This is a genomic window from Vibrio sp. 2CM40D (assembly GCF_023161825.1).
Classification (GTDB): Bacteria; Pseudomonadota; Gammaproteobacteria; order Enterobacterales; family Vibrionaceae; genus Vibrio; species Vibrio alginolyticus.
Genome location: NZ_JALNTL010000001.1, coordinates 345,534 through 362,174, shown reverse-complemented (window position 1 = coordinate 362,174; position 16,641 = coordinate 345,534). Strand labels below are relative to the sequence as shown.

Sequence of the window (16,641 nt, the reverse complement as noted above, 5' to 3'; positions counted from 1 at the left end):
TCGCTGATTACTTCGCCAATAGGTGCTTCAACGTGTTTTCGTACATGTCCGTCAACTTTTCAAGATCGTCGACTTTCACACACTCGTTCACTTTATGAATCGTAGCGTTAACAGGGCCTAACTCTACGACTTGACCTCCCATTCGAGCAATAAAACGACCATCAGAAGTACCGCCAGTTGTAAGTAGCGCTGGCTTCGTATCATTGACTTCGGCCACAGCAGCTACAACTGCGTCTAGCAGTGCGCCCGTATCGGTCAGGAATGGGTCACCGTTGAATGTCCATTTTAGGTCGTAGTCCAGCTCATGCTTGTCCAATGTTTCGGTAACACGCTGAACAATTGCGTCATTGTTAAGCTCAGTACTAAAACGTAGGTTGAACTGAACATGGAACTCGCCAGGAATAACATTAGACGCACCAGTGCCAGCCGATACATTCGGGATCTGAAAACTAGTCGGTGGGAAGTAATCATTCCCTTTGTCCCATTCTGTCGTCGCGAGTTCATGAATCGCGAGTAGAGACTCGTGCACTGGATTGCTGGCTAGGTGAGGGTAGGCCACGTGACCTTGTGTTCCTTTTACCGTTAAATCACCAGTGATGGATCCACGGCGTCCATTTTTCACTACATCGCCAACCACGTCGGTGCTGGATGGTTCACCAACAATACACATATCGATGTTCTCACCACGTTCCATCAACGTTTCTACAACGCGAACGGTACCATTGATAAATGGCCCTTCTTCATCTGACGTAATCAAAAAGCCAATTGAGCCTTTGTGGTCTGGGTTTTCTTCAATGAAGCGTTCGACAGCAACGACCATAGCAGCTAGCGACCCTTTCATGTCAGCTGCGCCGCGGCCATGCAAGTAACCATCAATAATGGTCGGTTCAAACGGATGTGTATTCCAGTGTTCCAATTTGCCAGCTGGTACCACATCGGTGTGGCCAGCAAACGCAAATAGCGGCGCTTCTGAACCACGTCGAGCCCAGAAGTTCGTGGTGTCTTCAAATACCATCACTTCAATTTCAAACCCGAGTGCTTTTAAGCGCTCGATCATCAAATCCTGACAACCTGCGTCTTCCGGCGTTACGGACTGTCTACTGATCAGATCTTTAGCAAGTGCCAATACTGGACTGTCTGTCATCCTTGAGTATTCCTTTATTTAAGAGTTGAAAATGCTAGCGTATTGATCAGCTTTAAAACCGATATGAAGTTGATCATTCACTTTTAAAATTGGGCGTTTAATCATCGCAGGGTTTTCTACCAAAAGAGCGATGGCGTTTTCCTCGTTAAGTGTGTCTTTCTGCTCTTGCGCTAATTGGCGGTAGGTTGTGCCACGTTTATTGAGCACCTGTTCCCAACCTAAAGCGCGACAAAATTCACTTACCATTTCTGCATCAATGCCTTGCTTACGGTAGTCATGGAAGTCGTAAGCAATATCCTCGGCTTCTAACCATTTCTTGGCTTTTTTGATCGTATCGCAGTTGGGAATACCAAACATGGTAATCGACATAGTGTTTCCTTTTTCTTTGTTCTATTTTTCACTGGCGCGGTTAAGACGCACTTAAGTGATTTGGGCTGTTAAAGCATCCTATCAAGAAGCAATCAAACTGACAAAATGCGGTGGAAAATATTTTCAGATAGATTGAGATAACTAATGTCACATAACTTATTTACGATGAATGCGCTATAAATCGAATAAAAATTCGTCTAAATCAAATGGAAAAGTCGAGTTATTGATCAAACGCAACACCTCGCTGAGCAAAAACGAAATAATGAATCAGCACAATTTTAGGAGGTGTCAATGGAATTGAGTCCTGTTTTTGCAAGGCGGCTATATTTGGCCTTGTTGGTGGAAAACCTAGAAAGGCCGAATGTGCCAAAGTTGATCGAAAAAACGGGGTGGCCTCGTCGTACTATTCAAGATGTACTCAAGGCGTTACCTGGGATCGGCATTGAACTCATATTCGTTCAAGATGGCCGACGTCATAATGACGGCTATTATCAACTTTCAGATTGGGGGCCTTTTGATAGCCAATGGGTTCTAGAGCGGGAGAGAGATATCGCTAGCAGTCTTGGATTTCGTGCATAAGCCAGCAATTGCTGGCTTTTTTCATATTCAGGCCTCATCCATTGCAGCGGTAGGCGGAACCCAGCACGCTAAATGAAGTGATAAAATCTTGTGGGGAAACCATAAAAACGGTGTCCGCATCGATAGCCGCTGCATTGTTTTTTAAATCGTTCATCGCGCCTTGCATCATCGCGTCATTAGTCATGAAAATGTAGTTATACCAATGGCCTTCACTTCCGGTGACTTCGCCTTTGTATTCGCATCGCTCAGGGTTGAATTGCGCGTCAATGCGAATATGAACATCTTGACTTTGAGCATGAGTAAGGTGAGAAGGCATCGTGCAACCCGTTAGAAGCACGACAAAAAGTCCAAGTAACAGGCGTTTCATTAGCTATTTCCCCAATACTATGTAAGCAGCAAAGCCAATCCAGCTCAGAACAAGTAGTGTCCAAGGCAGTTTGCTTGATGAATGGTTTGGCGCATCGTCGGTGATATTGTCTTGTTCGATAATCTCTTCATGCTGACGTTGTTTTTCACGTTGCTGTTTTTTCTTCGCTTTATCGGCTTGGCGGTTGCGCTCTTTTTGTTGTTTCTTATATTGCGCGATGCCTTTTTCGATACCTTGAGCGATAAGCTTGGTTTGCTCTTTGGTTTGCCCCGGTTTCTGCGTGGATTTGGCAATTCTCATCGCTTCGGCTTGAGTTTCTTGAGAAGGCACAGGGGTGGCAGGAGTTCTTTTTTTCATGTTTCTCATCAACGTCGCTGTAAATCTTTGTTTAGTTTACCTGTGTAAGGTGCTGAAATGAACTTCAGTTCTCATCTTTGTTGGCTTGCAACTCTGAAACGATAGGTTAAAGTGACGTTTTTATCACATAAAGAAGAAGATGTTGTGCGCTATTCGTTTGACCAATATGACGCCCATGGATTTTTAAAGGCGCCGATCATTTTATGGGTGGGATGGATGTTTCTTGTGCGTTCATGGGTGGTGTTTGCCATGGCTGGTGTAAGTCGTGATAGTGGCAGTAAGCTACTCGCTATTGTTTACCCAGATTCAAGTACGTTGTATTTAGGTTTGGCGATGGGCATTCCAAGTTTGCTTCTTATGTGGTTAATGGGGCTTCGTCATCCCGACAGAGGATGGGTAAACAGAATTACTCGCTATGGTCGCGAGATCACTTTGATCTTGTGCGGTATTCAACTTGCTCAGACCATGTATCATGTGTACCTAGAACATGGAGTGTTTAATTGGGCAAACGCCCTTACCATTACCTTATTAGCTTGGTTTATGATCTATCTTCTAAATGGAAGATGGGTAAAAGACTGTTTTCATGTGCCACAATTGGCGCACGATGAACAGCAGCATTCAAAGAATTAAAAACAATAACTTCCCACTCTGGGGCAAAGTAATAGAGGAAACCTCAATGTCACAAGCTCAAACGGCGATCGTGCCAGAAGCCGGGCCATTTGCACTGTACACTCAACTCAAAGTGAACCAAAACCGTGAAAACGTATTAGAAAAACTGAAAGCACTGCCAAAGTTGGTGGAAGAGTTAAACATTACCCAGCCGGGTGCAGCGCTGACGCTTTCTATCGCATTCACAAAATCGTTTTGGGAACACCTTAATGTAGACGCGCCAGAAGAGCTTATTGATTTTACTCAACTTGGCGAAGGTGACATCGTTGCTCCAGCAACAGACGTAGATGTACTGATTCACTGTCACTCGACTCGTCACGACTTGCATTTTTACGTGTTGCGTAAGTTCCTAGAAGAGACGGCACAAGATGTCACCATTGTGGACGAAACATATGGGTACCGTTACCTTGATGCTCGTGATATGACAGACTTTATTGATGGGACAGAAAACCCGAAAGGGGAGGCTCGCGCTGATGTGGCTCTAGTAAAAGAGGGCCCATTTGCTGGAGGCAGTTATGTTATGGCTCAGCGCTTTGAACATAACCTTGCCGCTTGGAATCGATTGAATGTCAAAGCGCAAGAAAAAGTGATTGGTCGTACCAAGCCAGACTCTATCGAGCTAGAAGACGTTCCTGCTGCATCACACGTTGGTCGCGTTGATATCAAAGAAGAAGGTAAAGGTTTGAAGATTGTTCGCCACAGCTTACCATACGGGACGGTGACAGGGCCTCATGGCCTGCTGTTTATTTCTTACTGCAATACACTTCATAACATTAAAGTGATGCTAGAAAGTATGTACGGCGTGACAGATGGTAAAACAGACCAAATGCTTCGTTTCACAACAGCGGTAACTGGTGCGTACTTCTTCGCGCCTTCGCAAGAAATGCTCGCAGAGCTAGCCATCAAGTAAGTTCTCAGACTTTATTTCTTAAGCCCTCCAATGGAGGGCTTTTGTTTTCTATTTCTATTCCAATCTCTTTTCAAAAAACACTAAACTTTTCTGTTACTTGGTCGATAAGTACTCAAAGCCTTAATTTTAGGACTCTTTATTCGTGGCGATCACCGTTAATACCTATGTAGCAGCACTTGTCGCACAGCGTCATTTGACCAGTGCAACGGATATGCTGAACCAATCCATGGAGCGTTTGTCTTCAGGGAAGCGTATTAATAGCGCAAAGGATGACGCTGCGGGTCTGCAAATCTCCAACCGCTTGCAATCACAAATGCGTGGTTTGGATGTCGCGGTACGTAACGCGAATGACGGCATTTCCATCATGCAAACTGCGGAAGGCGCGATGAATGAGGTGACCAATATCATGCAACGTATGCGTGATTTGTCGCTACAGTCAGCTAACGGTTCAAACAGCAAAGCGGAGCGCAATGCACTGCAAGAAGAAGTTTCTGCTTTAAATGATGAGTTAAGTCGTATTGCAGAAACGACCTCCTTTGGCGGACGTAAATTGCTGAATGGCACATTCGGTACATCGTCTTTTCAAATCGGAGCAACGGCTGGTGAAGCGGTACAAATTGGCCTGCGGACCATGCAGCCGGAATCTTTAGGTAGCTTTTCAATGAGCTCATATCAAAGAGTCAGTTCAGATTGGACGGTTCAAAACGGAAATAATGAAATTGTTATCAGCTACCGTGATAACAATTTTGAAGAGCAGGAGATCCGTATTGAAGCTAAAGCTGGCGACGATATAGAAGAACTCGCGACTTACATTAATGGGCAAACCGATAAAGTGAAAGCGTCTGTTAATGAGGAGGGGCAACTGCAGTTACTCATGTCCCACAAGGACGCCATAAAATACCCTGGACCAACCTTCAGTGGTGGCCTGGCTGATGAGTTAGAACTTGGCAAGTATGTCACCGTAAATAGAACGGTAGATAGTATTGATATTAGCACGGTCGGTGGCGCTCAGATGGCGGTCGGCATTTTAGATGATGCTTTGAAAACGGTAGATGGCAGTCGTGCGGAGTTAGGCGCGTATCAAAACCGCTTTAATCACGCGATCAATAATCTCGATAACATCCACGAAAACTTAGCTGCTTCCAACAGTCGTATCCAAGACACTGACTACGCGAAAGAAACCACGCAAATGGTGAAGCAGCAGATTTTGCAGCAGGTCAGTACTTCTATTCTTGCACAAGCAAAACAAGCGCCCAACCTAGCATTAACTTTACTTGGCTGATGAACGGCCTTGCCCGAATTTAACGTAAAACCTGCCTGTATCGACAATTCGAAAAGAAGCTTTAGCGAAAAATGAAAGTTTTTTTGCTTTTTTATCCGCTTTGTCACGATTACCCCTCCAAACGAATTATTTTCAAAAAAATCCAAAATTTTCTCTAAAGAAAACAGGGCATGCGCCGTTAATAAAAGTAACTTTGAGAGAACTACTTGGTTTTCCGAGACGTCGGAAACCGCTACACCGGAAAATCAATTGGAGAAATCACCATGGCAGTGAATGTAAACACTAACGTATCAGCGATGACCGCTCAGCGTTACCTAAACAACGCAAACTCAGCTCAACAAACTTCTATGGAGCGTTTGTCTTCAGGTTTTAAAATCAACAGCGCAAAAGATGACGCTGCGGGTCTACAAATCTCGAACCGTTTGAACGTACAAAGCCGTGGTTTGGATGTAGCGGTTCGCAACGCGAACGACGGTATCTCGATTGCACAAACTGCTGAAGGTGCAATGAACGAGACCACTAACATTCTTCAACGTATGCGTGACTTGTCTCTGCAATCAGCAAACGGTTCAAACTCGAAAGCAGAACGTGTTGCGATTCAAGAAGAAGTGACCGCTCTCAACGACGAACTAAACCGCATCGCAGAAACCACTTCTTTCGGTGGTAACAAGCTGCTAAACGGTACCCACGGCGCGAAATCGTTCCAAATCGGTGCGGATAACGGCGAAGCGGTAATGCTTGAGCTAAAAGACATGCGCTCAGACAACAAAATGATGGGCGGTGTAAGCTACCAAGCAGAAAGCGGTAAAGGTAAAGATTGGAACGTTGCCCAAGGCAAGAATGACCTAAAAATCAACCTAACGGACAGCTACGGCCAAGAGCAAGAAATCAACATCAGCGCAAAAGCGGGTGATGATATTGAAGAGCTTGCGACTTACATTAACGGCCAAACTGACCTAGTGAAAGCGTCAGTAGACCAAGACGGTAAACTGCAAATCTTCGCTGGCAACAACAAAGTTGAGGGCGAGGTCGAGTTTTCAGGCGGTCTATCTGGTGAACTAGGTTTGGGCGAAGGTAAAAAAGTAACGGTAGATACTATCGACGTAACCTCAGTTGGTGGCGCACAAGAATCTGTTGCTATCATCGATGCAGCACTGAAATACGTAGACAGCCACCGCGCAGAGCTAGGTGCATTCCAGAACCGTTTCAACCACGCAATCAGCAACTTGGACAACATTAACGAGAACGTGAATGCGTCGAAGAGCCGTATCAAAGATACAGATTTCGCGAAAGAAACGACGGCAATGACCAAATCACAAATTCTATCGCAAGCGTCAAGCTCAATCCTTGCGCAAGCGAAACAAGCGCCAAACTCAGCGCTAAGTCTGCTAGGTTAATTTCAAACCTAAGACGAGAACCTCATTGGCTCGTGGTGAGAGATGAGCGAGTAAACCCAGCTTCGGCTGGGTTTTTTTCTGTCTTTTGGGCCCCCAGGATTTCTGCGAATCACGACATTAGAGCTTCATCACATTTCAGTAAGCCAAAGAAAATAATCGCAAAAAATTGAAAATTTCTTCTAAAGGATATTCATCGGTCGCCGTTAAAGGGACTGAGAGAAATGAGATGTACCTAAGTGAGGTGAGAGACACGACGGTACATTCACTAAAGCCTTAAGGAGATCAATTATGGCGATTAACGTTAATACTAACGTTTCTGCGATGACTGCACAGCGTTACCTAAACCAGGCAGCTGACGGTCAACAAAAATCAATGGAGCGTTTGTCTTCGGGTTATAAAATCAATAGCGCGAAAGACGATGCTGCAGGTCTACAGATTTCAAACCGCTTGAATGCACAAAGCCGTGGCCTAGACATGGCAGTGAAAAACGCAAACGACGGTATTTCTATTGCACAGGTTGCTGAAGGTGCAATGAATGAATCTACCAACATCCTACAACGTATGCGTGATCTTTCGCTTCAATCGGCGAACGGCTCTAACTCAAAAGCAGAACGTGTAGCGATCCAAGAAGAAGTAACAGCGCTAAACGACGAGCTAAACCGTATTGCTGAAACTACCTCTTTCGGTGGTAACAAGCTTCTAAACGGTACTTACGGTACTCAGTCTTTCCAAATCGGGGCGGACTCAGGTGAAGCAGTGATGCTGTCTATGGGTAACCTACGCTCAGACACTTCAGCAATGGGTGGTAAGAGCTACGCAGCAGAAGAGGGTAAAGACGCATCTTGGACTGTTGGTGAGAAAACAGAGTTCAAAATGAGCTACACCAACAAGCAGGGTGAAGAGAAAGAGCTATCAATCAGCGCTAAGCAAGGCGATGATATTGAACAGCTAGCGACATACATCAACGGTCAAAACGATGATGTAAAAGCCTCTGTTGGCGAAGATGGCAAACTACAAGTATTTGCTTCTTCTCAAAAAGTTGAAGGTGATGTTGAGTTTTCTGGCAACCTAGCAGATGAGATCGGCTTTGGTGGTCCGAAAGACGTAACAGTGAAAGACATCGACGTAACCACAGTAGCTGGCTCTCAAGAAGCAGTAGCGGTTATCGACGGCGCTCTTAAGTCCGTAGACAGCCAACGAGCTTCACTCGGTGCTTTCCAAAACCGCTTCAACCACGCAATCAGCAACCTAGACAACATTAACGAGAACGTTAACGCGTCTAAAAGCCGTATTAAAGATACTGATTACGCGAAGGAAACCACTGCGATGACTAAGTCGCAAATTCTTCAGCAAGCAAGTACTTCAATCCTGGCTCAAGCGAAGCAGTCTCCATCTGCAGCGCTAAGCTTGTTGGGCTAAGTGGTAAACCCAGCCTGAGGTCAACACCTTAGTGCTGGGGCACCAAAGCGATAGATTCTATCGTTAGCCCATAAGGTGGAAGGGAGATTGTAATGGATATATCCTTCTACGCATCGAACATCCAGCCTTACGGCACGCCAAATGGCACAAAGTTTGCAAATAAAAATGGCAATGATATAGGCACGTCTAGCCCAGCAAATTCAAATGGTGAGATTTCGCCGCAAAAAGCGAAAAACACCGAATACGACTTCTCTGTTCAAGCTGCGATCGAGATGGCTGAAAGCCGTCAAGAACTGAACAAAGAAGAACGTGAAAAATTGGTCGCACAAATGAATGAATTTGTAACGTCCATAAACAAAGGAGTCGCATTTCGAGTGGATGAAGAATCCGGACGAGATGTGGTGACGATTTATGAAGCCAATACCGGTGACGTGATTCGTCAAATTCCTGATGAAGAAATGCTAGTGGTATTGCGTCGCCTAGCTGAGCACACAGCCAACAGCGGGTTGTTGACTGAAAAAGTGTAAGTCGTTTTTAGAGGTGATTTGATGAGTTTAGGCCCTTTGGGGATGTCTGGCGGCATGGATATTAATTCCATGGTCAGCAAAATTGTGGATGCCGAACGCGTACCAAAGCAGCAACGCATCGACAACGAACGCACGACAATTAATGCCAGTATCAGTGCTTACGGGCGACTCAGAGAATCATTGGATACGATGAAAAATCTCATGGCGAACTTTCGTCAGGAGAAAGCATTTGCCGTTCGCACTGTCGAAACGACCAATGACAATATCGTATCTGCCACGGCAACCACAGATGCTATCGCTGGCAAATATGCTATCGATGTGTTGCAGCTTGCTCAGAGCCACAAAGTCGCTTCTGACGTATTGCCAGAAGACGCAAAATTTGGCCCTGGTAAGCTGCAGATTTCGCTTGGTGATGAGCGTTTTAATATCGATGTTCGTTCCCGATCTAAGCTCATCGATGTCGTACGCGGCATCAATGGCGCTAAAGATAACCCTGGCGTTCGTGCATCTCTTATTAACGACGTCGAAGGTCCACGCCTTATCCTTGCTTCTAACCTCTCTGGTAAGGATCATCAAATCAGAGTCAGTGTGGAGGCAGAAAAAGGCAACCCTCTTAAATATTTCGAATACCAAACACTTGAAGACCGCGTCAACGCGCTTGAAGAAGCTCGTTCAGCGGCGGAAGATGTCTTAGGTCCTCTTAAATTTCCGGAACAACCAGCAGAAGAGCTGGATGCAAACGGCAATCCTCTACCTCCAGAAGAGCAAAAAGCGGCAGACGATGTACAAGATGATGCATCGCAAGCGCCAATCTCTGCGGCGGGTGCAGAAGCAGCCAAAGCTGGTCAAGAAGCCATTGATGAAGCCAACCGACGCGCGAGTTTACGCCCTGAAGACAGAATTCCAGGGTGGACAGAAACTGCGTCAGGTACTTTGTTGGACTCTTATGAAGAACCAGAGCTCGAACTCGACGAAAAGGCAATAGAGAAGGCACCAGATGTTCCAGGCTGGAATAATGCCGCATCGGGCACCCTAACCGATTCTTACGTTACGACGAAAGAGGCTAAGCAGCTTCTTGAGCAAGAAAAAGCGGAAATCGAGCAAAAAATTGCGAGTGAAAAGCAAGCGTTAGACGAAAAAGTGGCACGTGGTGAACTTTCCGAAGCGCAAGCTAAGCAAATTCATCGCGCTAAACTTGATCCTCAAGAACGTGAGCGTCTGGAAAAAATTGATGAAGCAGAAGCGAAAATCGCAAAGGCACAATCTGCTTTTGAAGAATACCTTGGGATGACAGAAGTACAAGCAGGGCAAGATTCAGAAGTTCTGCTTGATGGAGTGGCAAAGCTATCTAGCCACAACAATGTGATTGAAGATGCGATCGAAGGTGTTGATTTAACGCTAAAAGGCAAATCAGAACCGAATAAACCGCCTGCTGAAATTGGTGTCGAGTACGGCCGTCAAAGTGTACGCAACGATATCGAAAACTTTGTGGCAGCGTATAACTCGTTTTATCAAACCTCCCAAGCGTTGGCGAGTGTGGATCCGGTAACTGGTCAAAAAGGGCCGTTGTCAGGTGACAGCACCGTACGCAGTGCAGATTCACGATTAAAATCGGTCTTTTCTACTCGAATCGATAAGGCGCCTGAAAACCTAAAGTCCTTAACAGAATTTGGCATTACGACCACACGTCAAGGCACCCTAGAAATCAACTATGACATGCTAGATCGCCAGTTGAACAATAACTTCAACGAGTTAGAAAAGTTCTTCGGTGGCAACACAGGTTTTGCTAAACGAGTAGAAGATGCGATTCACGGTATCACAGGTATTACAGGCAGTATTCGTACTCGAGAAAAAAGTCTCACAGAACAAAACTACCGTTTGAGTGACGATCAAGCGGCATTAGATCGCCGCATGGAAAGCCTAGAGAAGCGTACTCATGCGAAGTTTACCGCGATGCAAGATGCAACCGGTAAAATGCAAGGCCAGTTAGGCGCTTTGATGAGTGCGTTGGGTTAATAAATGCAAAAAGAACTCATGGAAATTAGTGATATAGATCAACTAATTACGCAAGAATTAGAAAAAATTGATTTTAATGCTGAAGAAATTCTTCGCTTGGTCGATATCAGGGAACGGTTATTGCAAAACCTGTTACCAATTATTCATCAAAATCCTTTGGTTAAGCAGGATGCAGAGTGGCAAGCGTTGCTAACTCGTACCAAAAGAATTGTCGAGCTGATGCAATCGGAAACGTCAAAGGTCGGAAAAGAGCTCCATAAGTTTCGTTATGGCCAGCGTTCACTTCAGCAGTACAAAAAATTTATTTAAAAGAGGATTACTATGCGCGGTTCTTTGCAAGCATACAAAAAGGTATCAGTCGACAGCCAGCTTAGCGCGGCTTCTCCGCACAAAGTCATTCAAATGCTTATGGCTGGTGCGATTGAGCGCCTTATTCAAGGTAAAGCAGCCATGCAAGCAGGCAATATTCCAGCAAAAGGTGAGCGCTTGGGTAAAGCGTTAGACATCATTATCGCGCTACGCAGCTGTCTATCTATGGATGACGGTGGTGATATTGCTTCAAACTTAGATTCACTGTATGAGTTTATGATCACGCAAATTTCTGCTGCTAACCATCAAAATGAGCCTCAGCTGATCGACGACGTTATCGACATTATCCGTGAGATCAAGTCCGCTTGGGACCAAATCCCAACAGAGTTTCATAATCTTACCGCTGCTGAAGTTGGTATTTAATAGTCAAAACAATGCGTTAAGATACTAGACGAATATATTTGTCAATTGCGCAACGAGTTGTGTAGCAAAGTTTCTATCAAGCTCACACCTCTCCATTGCTTGGTTGCCTTATTTTTATATTCAAATAAAATAGAAGCCATTAGTAGCCCTAATGGCTTTTTTGTTGCTGATTTTCCTATTTTGTCTATCGTAAATTGAGTGTGGTGGTTCTGCCTTCTTTAGCACCCAATTGCGCAAATCAAGGTTTGGCCGCAACGCACCTAAAATAAAGGCAATCATTCTTACTTATGCATGGTTTGGCAAAGCTGCTTGTAATTGATGATGACGCATCAAGTCGTTTAAATTTAAGCAATATATTGGAATTTGTTGGAGAAAATTGCGAAGCGGTCAGTTCTGATCAGCTCAGCGATGTTGATTGGTCTAGCGTATGGTCGTGCTGTATTGTTGGTAATATTCCAGCAGGTCAAGCGGCGAGTACGGTTATCTCTCATTTAAACAGCGCTTACCACATCCCTCTTCTAGTCATGGGCCGTTTTCCTTTGCCTGTTGATGATCTTCCAAATTTTGTTGGTGAACTAGAGCTGCCGCTTAATTACCCACAGCTTAGTGAAGCGTTACGCCACTGCAAAGATTTTCTGGGGCGAAAAGGAGTGAATGTTGTTGCTAGTGCACGCAAAAACACGCTTTTTCGCAGCTTAGTTGGTCAAAGTAGAGGTATTCAAGAAGTTCGACACCTGATCGAGCAAGTATCAAACACGGAAGCAAACGTGTTGATCTTAGGTGAGTCCGGTACAGGTAAAGAAGTTGTTGCGCGTAACATCCACTATCACTCTTCATACCGCGATGGCGCATTTGTACCTATTAACTGCGGTGCAATACCGCCTGAGCTCCTAGAAAGCGAATTATTTGGTCACGAAAAAGGCGCGTTTACTGGTGCGTTAACTGCCCGTAAAGGTCGATTTGAGCTCGCAGACGGTGGCACGATCTTTCTTGATGAGATTGGCGATATGCCAATGTCGATGCAAGTAAAGTTGCTTCGTGTATTGCAAGAACGCTGCTTTGAACGTGTAGGTGGCAATAGTACCATCAAGGTAAATGTTCGAGTTGTGGCGGCGACACACCGTAATCTAGAAAATATGATTGAAGAAGGCACGTTCCGAGAAGACTTGTTCTATCGTCTGAACGTGTTTCCGATTGAGATGCCAGCGCTGAAAGAGCGCAAACAAGATATACCATTGCTGCTGCAAGAACTGATGACACGTTTAGAGGCGGAGGGCGGACAACCTATCTGTTTTACACCTCGTGCAATCAACTCACTGATGGAGCATAACTGGCCGGGCAACGTACGCGAGTTGGCTAATCTTGTTGAGCGAATGATTATTCTGTATCCAAATAGCTTAGTGGATGTAAACCATCTACCAACCAAATATCGCTACAGTGACATCCCAGAGTTCCAACCAGAGAGCAATCCATTTGTTTCGGTGGAAGAGCAAGAGCGTGATGTATTCCAAGATATCTTCTCTGAAGATTTTAGCTTTGAAGATCAAGACGACCTTGATCACAGCATGAACGCCCCGCAAGCGCTGCCACCGGAAGGGGTTAATTTGAAAGAGCTGCTGGCTGATTTAGAAGTTAATATGATCAGCCAAGCATTAGAAGCGCAGGGTGGCGTTGTAGCAAGAGCGGCCGACATGCTGGGTATGCGACGTACTACGCTGGTGGAAAAAATGCGTAAGTACAACTTACAGCGCTAGGTAAAGTGAAGTTTTAAGACGATATCTGAATTATCACTTGTGCTAGTTAACATCGTTTTTCTGGCATCCAAAACCGTTATCTCTGAGTGTCAACTTATTGTCGATAGCTTAACGTCCTGATAAATATAAAAAATAGCTTGGTACGCTAATTGCTTACCAAGCTATTTTAGTTTTAGCGGCGATATTTCGACAGGCAGTAATGGATAACAACACCAATCAATCCCATTTAGATTCCGTAGAGAATCAGGTTGAGCGCTACAAACAGGTGCTCGATGTGATGCCTGCTGGAGTGATTTTGCTCGATACGTACGGAGTAGTGCGTGAAGCAAATCCAGAAGCGCACCGAATTCTTGAGATTCCACTGGTTAACGAAAAATGGTTCAACGTTATCCAGGCGGTGTTTGACCCACGTGAAGATGATGGCCACGAAGTTTCATTACGTAATGGCCGTAAAGTTCGACTCGCCATCTCGGCGTCCACAACAGGTCAATTGATCCTGATTACCGATTTAACCGAAACCCGTTTACTTCAAGCTCGTGTCAGTGATTTACAGCGCTTATCGTCGTTAGGACGTATGGTTGCGTCGCTTGCTCACCAAGTAAGAACGCCGCTGTCGAGCGCTATGTTATATGCATCCAATTTGGGAGCGCCAAATCTTCCTCCAGCGACAAAAGATCGCTTCCAAACCAAATTAATGGATCGACTGCACGATTTGGAAAAGCAGGTTAATGATATGCTGCTTTTTGCTAAAGGTGGTGATAATAAAGTCATTAAGCCATTTACGATTGCCCAGTTGGTAGCGGAATATCAGCCGATGGTCGAAACCGCGCTAAAAAACAACAGTATTGATTACTGCCTAGAAGTGGAAGAAGAACAAACTGAACTACTAGGCAATGCGAACGCCATTGCATCCGCATTGAGTAATCTGGTCATGAATGCGATTCAAATGTCTGGTAAAGAATCGCAAGTCGATATTTTTTTCCGCCCGGTAAATGGTGAGTTACGCATTTCTGTGCAAGACAGCGGACCGGGAGTGCCCGAAGAACTGCAAGCCAAAATCATGGAGCCATTTTTTACCACACGTTCTCAAGGAACTGGATTAGGGTTGGCAGTTGTTCAAATGGTTTGCCGTGCCCATGACGGTCGATTGGAACTTATTTCAGAGCAGGGTGATGGAGCCTGCTTCACCATGTGCATTCCGCTAGAGCGAGTGCAAACAGAAGCGCAATAAGCGGCTTTTGGTAATAACAATTTCTGGAGAATCATAATGGCGCAAAGCAAAGTGCTGATCGTAGAAGACGATGAAGGTCTTCGTGAAGCCCTAGTCGATACTCTGGCTCTGGCTGGGTATGAGTGGTTGGAAGCGGACTGTGCTGAAGATGCACTGTTAAAGCTGAAATCGAATACGGTTGATATCGTCGTTTCTGATGTGCAAATGGCGGGTATGGGTGGCTTAGCTCTGCTCAAAAGCATCAAGCAGAATTGGCCTAACTTACCAGTATTGCTAATGACGGCGTACGCCAATATTGAAGATGCCGTGTCGGCAATGAAAGATGGCGCGATTGACTACATGGCGAAACCATTTGCACCAGAAGTGTTGCTAAATATGGTCAGTCGTTATGCACCGATAAAAAGTGATGACAACGGTGACGCTATCGTTGCTGATGAGAAAAGTCTGAGCTTACTCGCGTTGGCCGATAAAGTGGCGCGTACAGATGCGAATGTTATGGTGCTAGGTCCGAGTGGCTCAGGTAAAGAAGTGATGTCGCGTTATATTCACAACGCGTCAAATCGTAAAAATGGTCCTTTTGTCGCAATTAACTGTGCCGCGATTCCTGACAATATGCTCGAAGCAACACTGTTTGGCTATGAAAAGGGCGCATTTACTGGTGCTGTTCAGGCATGCCCAGGAAAGTTTGAACAAGCGCAAGGTGGCACAATCTTGCTTGATGAAATCAGCGAAATGGACTTGAACCTGCAAGCGAAGTTGTTGCGTGTTTTGCAAGAGCGAGAAGTAGAGCGCCTAGGCAGTCGCAAAAGCATCAAGTTAGATGTTCGTGTGTTAGCGACTAGTAACCGTGATCTTAAGCAATACGTGTCAGAAGGAAACTTCAGAGAGGACTTATATTACCGCCTGAATGTATTCCCAATTGCGTGGCCTGCACTTAAAGAACGTAAAGGCGATATTGCACCGCTTGCCAAGCATCTTGCTGAGCGTCATTGCAGCAAAATGGGCATGCCAGTGCCTCAATTCTCGACCGTTGCGTTAGAAAAACTATTGCAATACCCTTGGCCGGGTAATGTTCGTGAGTTGGATAACGTGGTTCAACGAGCGCTGATATTAAGTGAAAATGGCGACATCGATGCTGAGCACATTTTGCTTGAGGGCGTAGATTGGCAAGATGCCAATAGCTTACAACACGTGGTGCAAAATGCAGATATGGTCGTGCCCAATGTTAAGCCAGTTGCTCAAGCTGAGAGTGTCAGCCGCCCAGTAACTGGTGGAGAAGGCTTAGGCAGCGAGCTGCGCGATCAAGAATACGCCATTATTTTAGAGACTTTGGTTGAGTGTAATGGTCGACGCAAAGAAATGGCGGAGAAACTGGGTATAAGCCCTCGAACCTTGCGCTATAAGCTTGCCAAAATGCGTGATGCTGGTATAGATATCCCGAATTAACACAGACAACGGCCATAAGACGAAAAGTGTAAGTAAATTGATTGCTAATGTCTTATGGCACGTTAATTGCTGTGTCAATAATCAGTTTTGTTAATAGTCAATCTTTTGGCTTAGAGGTGCTAATGAAAATTGATGGTATTCAGGCAGAAATGCGCGCCATGATGGTAGAAGCAACCAATACGGCTCCTACTGCAAGTGGGGCGAAAGTTGGAGCGGATTTTAACGATCTCCTAACTAAAGCCATCAATAACGTGAACACACTTCAAAAAGCATCTGGTGATTTACAAACCCGTTTTGATCGTGGTGATGCCGATGTATCCCTTTCTGACGTTATGATCGCTCGTAACAAGTCTAGTGTCGCTTTTGATGCGACGGTTCAAATTCGCAATAAACTCGTTGAGGCATATAAAGATCTCATGAACATGCCAGTGTAATTTAGGTA

The 16,641-nt window shown here is 45.2% G+C and carries 18 protein-coding genes; 14 read left to right on the top strand and 4 right to left on the bottom strand.

Annotated elements, in window-relative coordinates; all coding sequences use genetic code 11:
- Positions 1 to 7: 7 nt before the first annotated feature.
- Together dapE and MTF70_RS01695 are read right to left on the bottom strand one after the other, a co-directional pair.
- Entirely contained in the window at positions 8 to 1,144 is a 1,137-nt protein-coding gene (dapE, locus tag MTF70_RS01700) for a succinyl-diaminopimelate desuccinylase (RefSeq protein ID WP_005380429.1), read from the bottom strand.
- A gap of 18 nt (positions 1,145 to 1,162) precedes the next feature.
- Positions 1,163 to 1,513, bottom strand: coding sequence for an ArsC family reductase (locus MTF70_RS01695; protein ID WP_005380431.1), 351 nt, complete (start codon positions 1,511 to 1,513; stop codon positions 1,163 to 1,165).
- A gap of 291 nt (positions 1,514 to 1,804) precedes the next feature.
- Between MTF70_RS01695 and MTF70_RS01690 the strand changes: the two genes are divergently transcribed.
- Positions 1,805 to 2,092: a helix-turn-helix domain-containing protein gene (locus MTF70_RS01690; RefSeq protein ID WP_005380433.1), complete on the top strand. Its 288-nt coding sequence runs from the start codon at positions 1,805 to 1,807 to the stop codon at positions 2,090 to 2,092.
- A gap of 34 nt (positions 2,093 to 2,126) precedes the next feature.
- Here MTF70_RS01690 and MTF70_RS01685 read toward each other — a convergent pair whose 3' ends face one another.
- Entirely contained in the window at positions 2,127 to 2,459 is a 333-nt protein-coding gene (locus MTF70_RS01685) for a DUF4156 domain-containing protein (RefSeq protein WP_025768262.1), read from the bottom strand.
- 3 nt (positions 2,460 to 2,462) lie between these two features.
- Positions 2,463 to 2,816: a DUF2956 domain-containing protein gene (locus MTF70_RS01680; protein ID WP_005380437.1), complete on the bottom strand. Its 354-nt coding sequence runs from the start codon at positions 2,814 to 2,816 to the stop codon at positions 2,463 to 2,465.
- Between the two features lie 144 nt (positions 2,817 to 2,960).
- On the opposite strand from MTF70_RS01680, the gene MTF70_RS01675 reads away from it, so the two are divergent.
- The 13 genes from MTF70_RS01675 to fliE all read left to right on the top strand — a co-directional run bounded on the left by MTF70_RS01675 (position 2,961) and on the right by fliE (position 16,633).
- A complete protein-coding gene (locus MTF70_RS01675; RefSeq protein ID WP_025768263.1) occupies positions 2,961 to 3,446 on the top strand; it encodes a DUF2919 domain-containing protein in 486 nt (161 codons plus the stop codon).
- Between the two features lie 46 nt (positions 3,447 to 3,492).
- Positions 3,493 to 4,395 (top strand): Dyp-type peroxidase, encoded by a 903-nt coding sequence (locus MTF70_RS01670; RefSeq protein WP_005387715.1) that lies wholly within the window; start codon positions 3,493 to 3,495, stop codon positions 4,393 to 4,395.
- Between the two features lie 142 nt (positions 4,396 to 4,537).
- The gene (locus MTF70_RS01665) at positions 4,538 to 5,677 is read left to right on the top strand and encodes a flagellin (protein ID WP_064354230.1); all 1,140 of its coding nucleotides are present in this window, start codon (positions 4,538 to 4,540) and stop codon (positions 5,675 to 5,677) included.
- A gap of 263 nt (positions 5,678 to 5,940) precedes the next feature.
- A complete protein-coding gene (locus tag MTF70_RS01660) occupies positions 5,941 to 7,074 on the top strand; it encodes a flagellin (protein ID WP_005382039.1) in 1,134 nt (377 codons plus the stop codon).
- Positions 7,075 to 7,362: 288 nt separating this feature from the next.
- Positions 7,363 to 8,493, top strand: a complete 1,131-nt coding sequence (locus MTF70_RS01655; RefSeq protein WP_005380449.1) for a flagellin — start codon at positions 7,363 to 7,365, stop codon at positions 8,491 to 8,493.
- 92 nt (positions 8,494 to 8,585) lie between these two features.
- Positions 8,586 to 9,020, top strand: coding sequence for a flagellar protein FlaG (gene flaG, locus MTF70_RS01650; protein ID WP_205461151.1), 435 nt, complete (start codon positions 8,586 to 8,588; stop codon positions 9,018 to 9,020).
- Positions 9,021 to 9,041: 21 nt separating this feature from the next.
- On the top strand, positions 9,042 to 11,036 hold the full coding sequence (fliD, locus tag MTF70_RS01645) for a flagellar filament capping protein FliD (protein ID WP_054866624.1): 1,995 nt from the start codon (positions 9,042 to 9,044) through the stop codon (positions 11,034 to 11,036).
- 3 nt (positions 11,037 to 11,039) lie between these two features.
- A complete protein-coding gene (locus MTF70_RS01640; protein WP_005380456.1) occupies positions 11,040 to 11,345 on the top strand; it encodes a flagellar protein FliT in 306 nt (101 codons plus the stop codon).
- Between the two features lie 12 nt (positions 11,346 to 11,357).
- Positions 11,358 to 11,768, top strand: coding sequence for a flagellar export chaperone FliS (fliS, locus tag MTF70_RS01635; protein WP_005380457.1), 411 nt, complete (start codon positions 11,358 to 11,360; stop codon positions 11,766 to 11,768).
- Between the two features lie 287 nt (positions 11,769 to 12,055).
- Positions 12,056 to 13,522: a sigma-54 dependent transcriptional regulator gene (locus MTF70_RS01630; protein WP_005384490.1), complete on the top strand. Its 1,467-nt coding sequence runs from the start codon at positions 12,056 to 12,058 to the stop codon at positions 13,520 to 13,522.
- A 199-nt stretch (positions 13,523 to 13,721) separates the two neighbouring features.
- Entirely contained in the window at positions 13,722 to 14,753 is a 1,032-nt protein-coding gene (locus MTF70_RS01625) for an ATP-binding protein (protein ID WP_005380459.1), read from the top strand.
- A 36-nt stretch (positions 14,754 to 14,789) separates the two neighbouring features.
- A complete protein-coding gene (locus MTF70_RS01620) occupies positions 14,790 to 16,199 on the top strand; it encodes a sigma 54-interacting transcriptional regulator (protein WP_005380460.1) in 1,410 nt (469 codons plus the stop codon).
- A 122-nt stretch (positions 16,200 to 16,321) separates the two neighbouring features.
- Positions 16,322 to 16,633: a flagellar hook-basal body complex protein FliE gene (fliE, locus tag MTF70_RS01615; RefSeq protein ID WP_005384482.1), complete on the top strand. Its 312-nt coding sequence runs from the start codon at positions 16,322 to 16,324 to the stop codon at positions 16,631 to 16,633.
- Positions 16,634 to 16,641: the final 8 nt, after the last annotated feature.

Excerpts from the sequence above, each read along its gene's own strand:
- dapE (WP_005380429.1), bottom strand. The coding sequence starts at position 1,144 with ATGACAGACAGTCCAGTATTGGCACTTGCTAAAGATCTGATCAGTAGA.
- MTF70_RS01695 (WP_005380431.1), bottom strand. The coding sequence starts at position 1,513 with ATGTCGATTACCATGTTTGGTATTCCCAACTGCGATACGATCAAAAAA.
- MTF70_RS01690 (WP_005380433.1), top strand. The coding sequence starts at position 1,805 with ATGGAATTGAGTCCTGTTTTTGCAAGGCGGCTATATTTGGCCTTGTTG.
- MTF70_RS01685 (WP_025768262.1), bottom strand. The coding sequence starts at position 2,459 with ATGAAACGCCTGTTACTTGGACTTTTTGTCGTGCTTCTAACGGGTTGC.
- MTF70_RS01680 (WP_005380437.1), bottom strand. The coding sequence starts at position 2,816 with ATGAAAAAAAGAACTCCTGCCACCCCTGTGCCTTCTCAAGAAACTCAA.
- MTF70_RS01670 (WP_005387715.1), top strand. The coding sequence starts at position 3,493 with ATGTCACAAGCTCAAACGGCGATCGTGCCAGAAGCCGGGCCATTTGCA.
- MTF70_RS01660 (WP_005382039.1), top strand. The coding sequence starts at position 5,941 with ATGGCAGTGAATGTAAACACTAACGTATCAGCGATGACCGCTCAGCGT.
- MTF70_RS01655 (WP_005380449.1), top strand. The coding sequence starts at position 7,363 with ATGGCGATTAACGTTAATACTAACGTTTCTGCGATGACTGCACAGCGT.
- flaG (WP_205461151.1), top strand. The coding sequence starts at position 8,586 with ATGGATATATCCTTCTACGCATCGAACATCCAGCCTTACGGCACGCCA.
- fliD (WP_054866624.1), top strand. The coding sequence starts at position 9,042 with ATGAGTTTAGGCCCTTTGGGGATGTCTGGCGGCATGGATATTAATTCC.
- MTF70_RS01640 (WP_005380456.1), top strand. The coding sequence starts at position 11,040 with ATGCAAAAAGAACTCATGGAAATTAGTGATATAGATCAACTAATTACG.
- fliS (WP_005380457.1), top strand. The coding sequence starts at position 11,358 with ATGCGCGGTTCTTTGCAAGCATACAAAAAGGTATCAGTCGACAGCCAG.
- MTF70_RS01630 (WP_005384490.1), top strand. The coding sequence starts at position 12,056 with ATGCATGGTTTGGCAAAGCTGCTTGTAATTGATGATGACGCATCAAGT.
- MTF70_RS01625 (WP_005380459.1), top strand. The coding sequence starts at position 13,722 with ATGGATAACAACACCAATCAATCCCATTTAGATTCCGTAGAGAATCAG.
- MTF70_RS01620 (WP_005380460.1), top strand. The coding sequence starts at position 14,790 with ATGGCGCAAAGCAAAGTGCTGATCGTAGAAGACGATGAAGGTCTTCGT.
- fliE (WP_005384482.1), top strand. The coding sequence starts at position 16,322 with ATGAAAATTGATGGTATTCAGGCAGAAATGCGCGCCATGATGGTAGAA.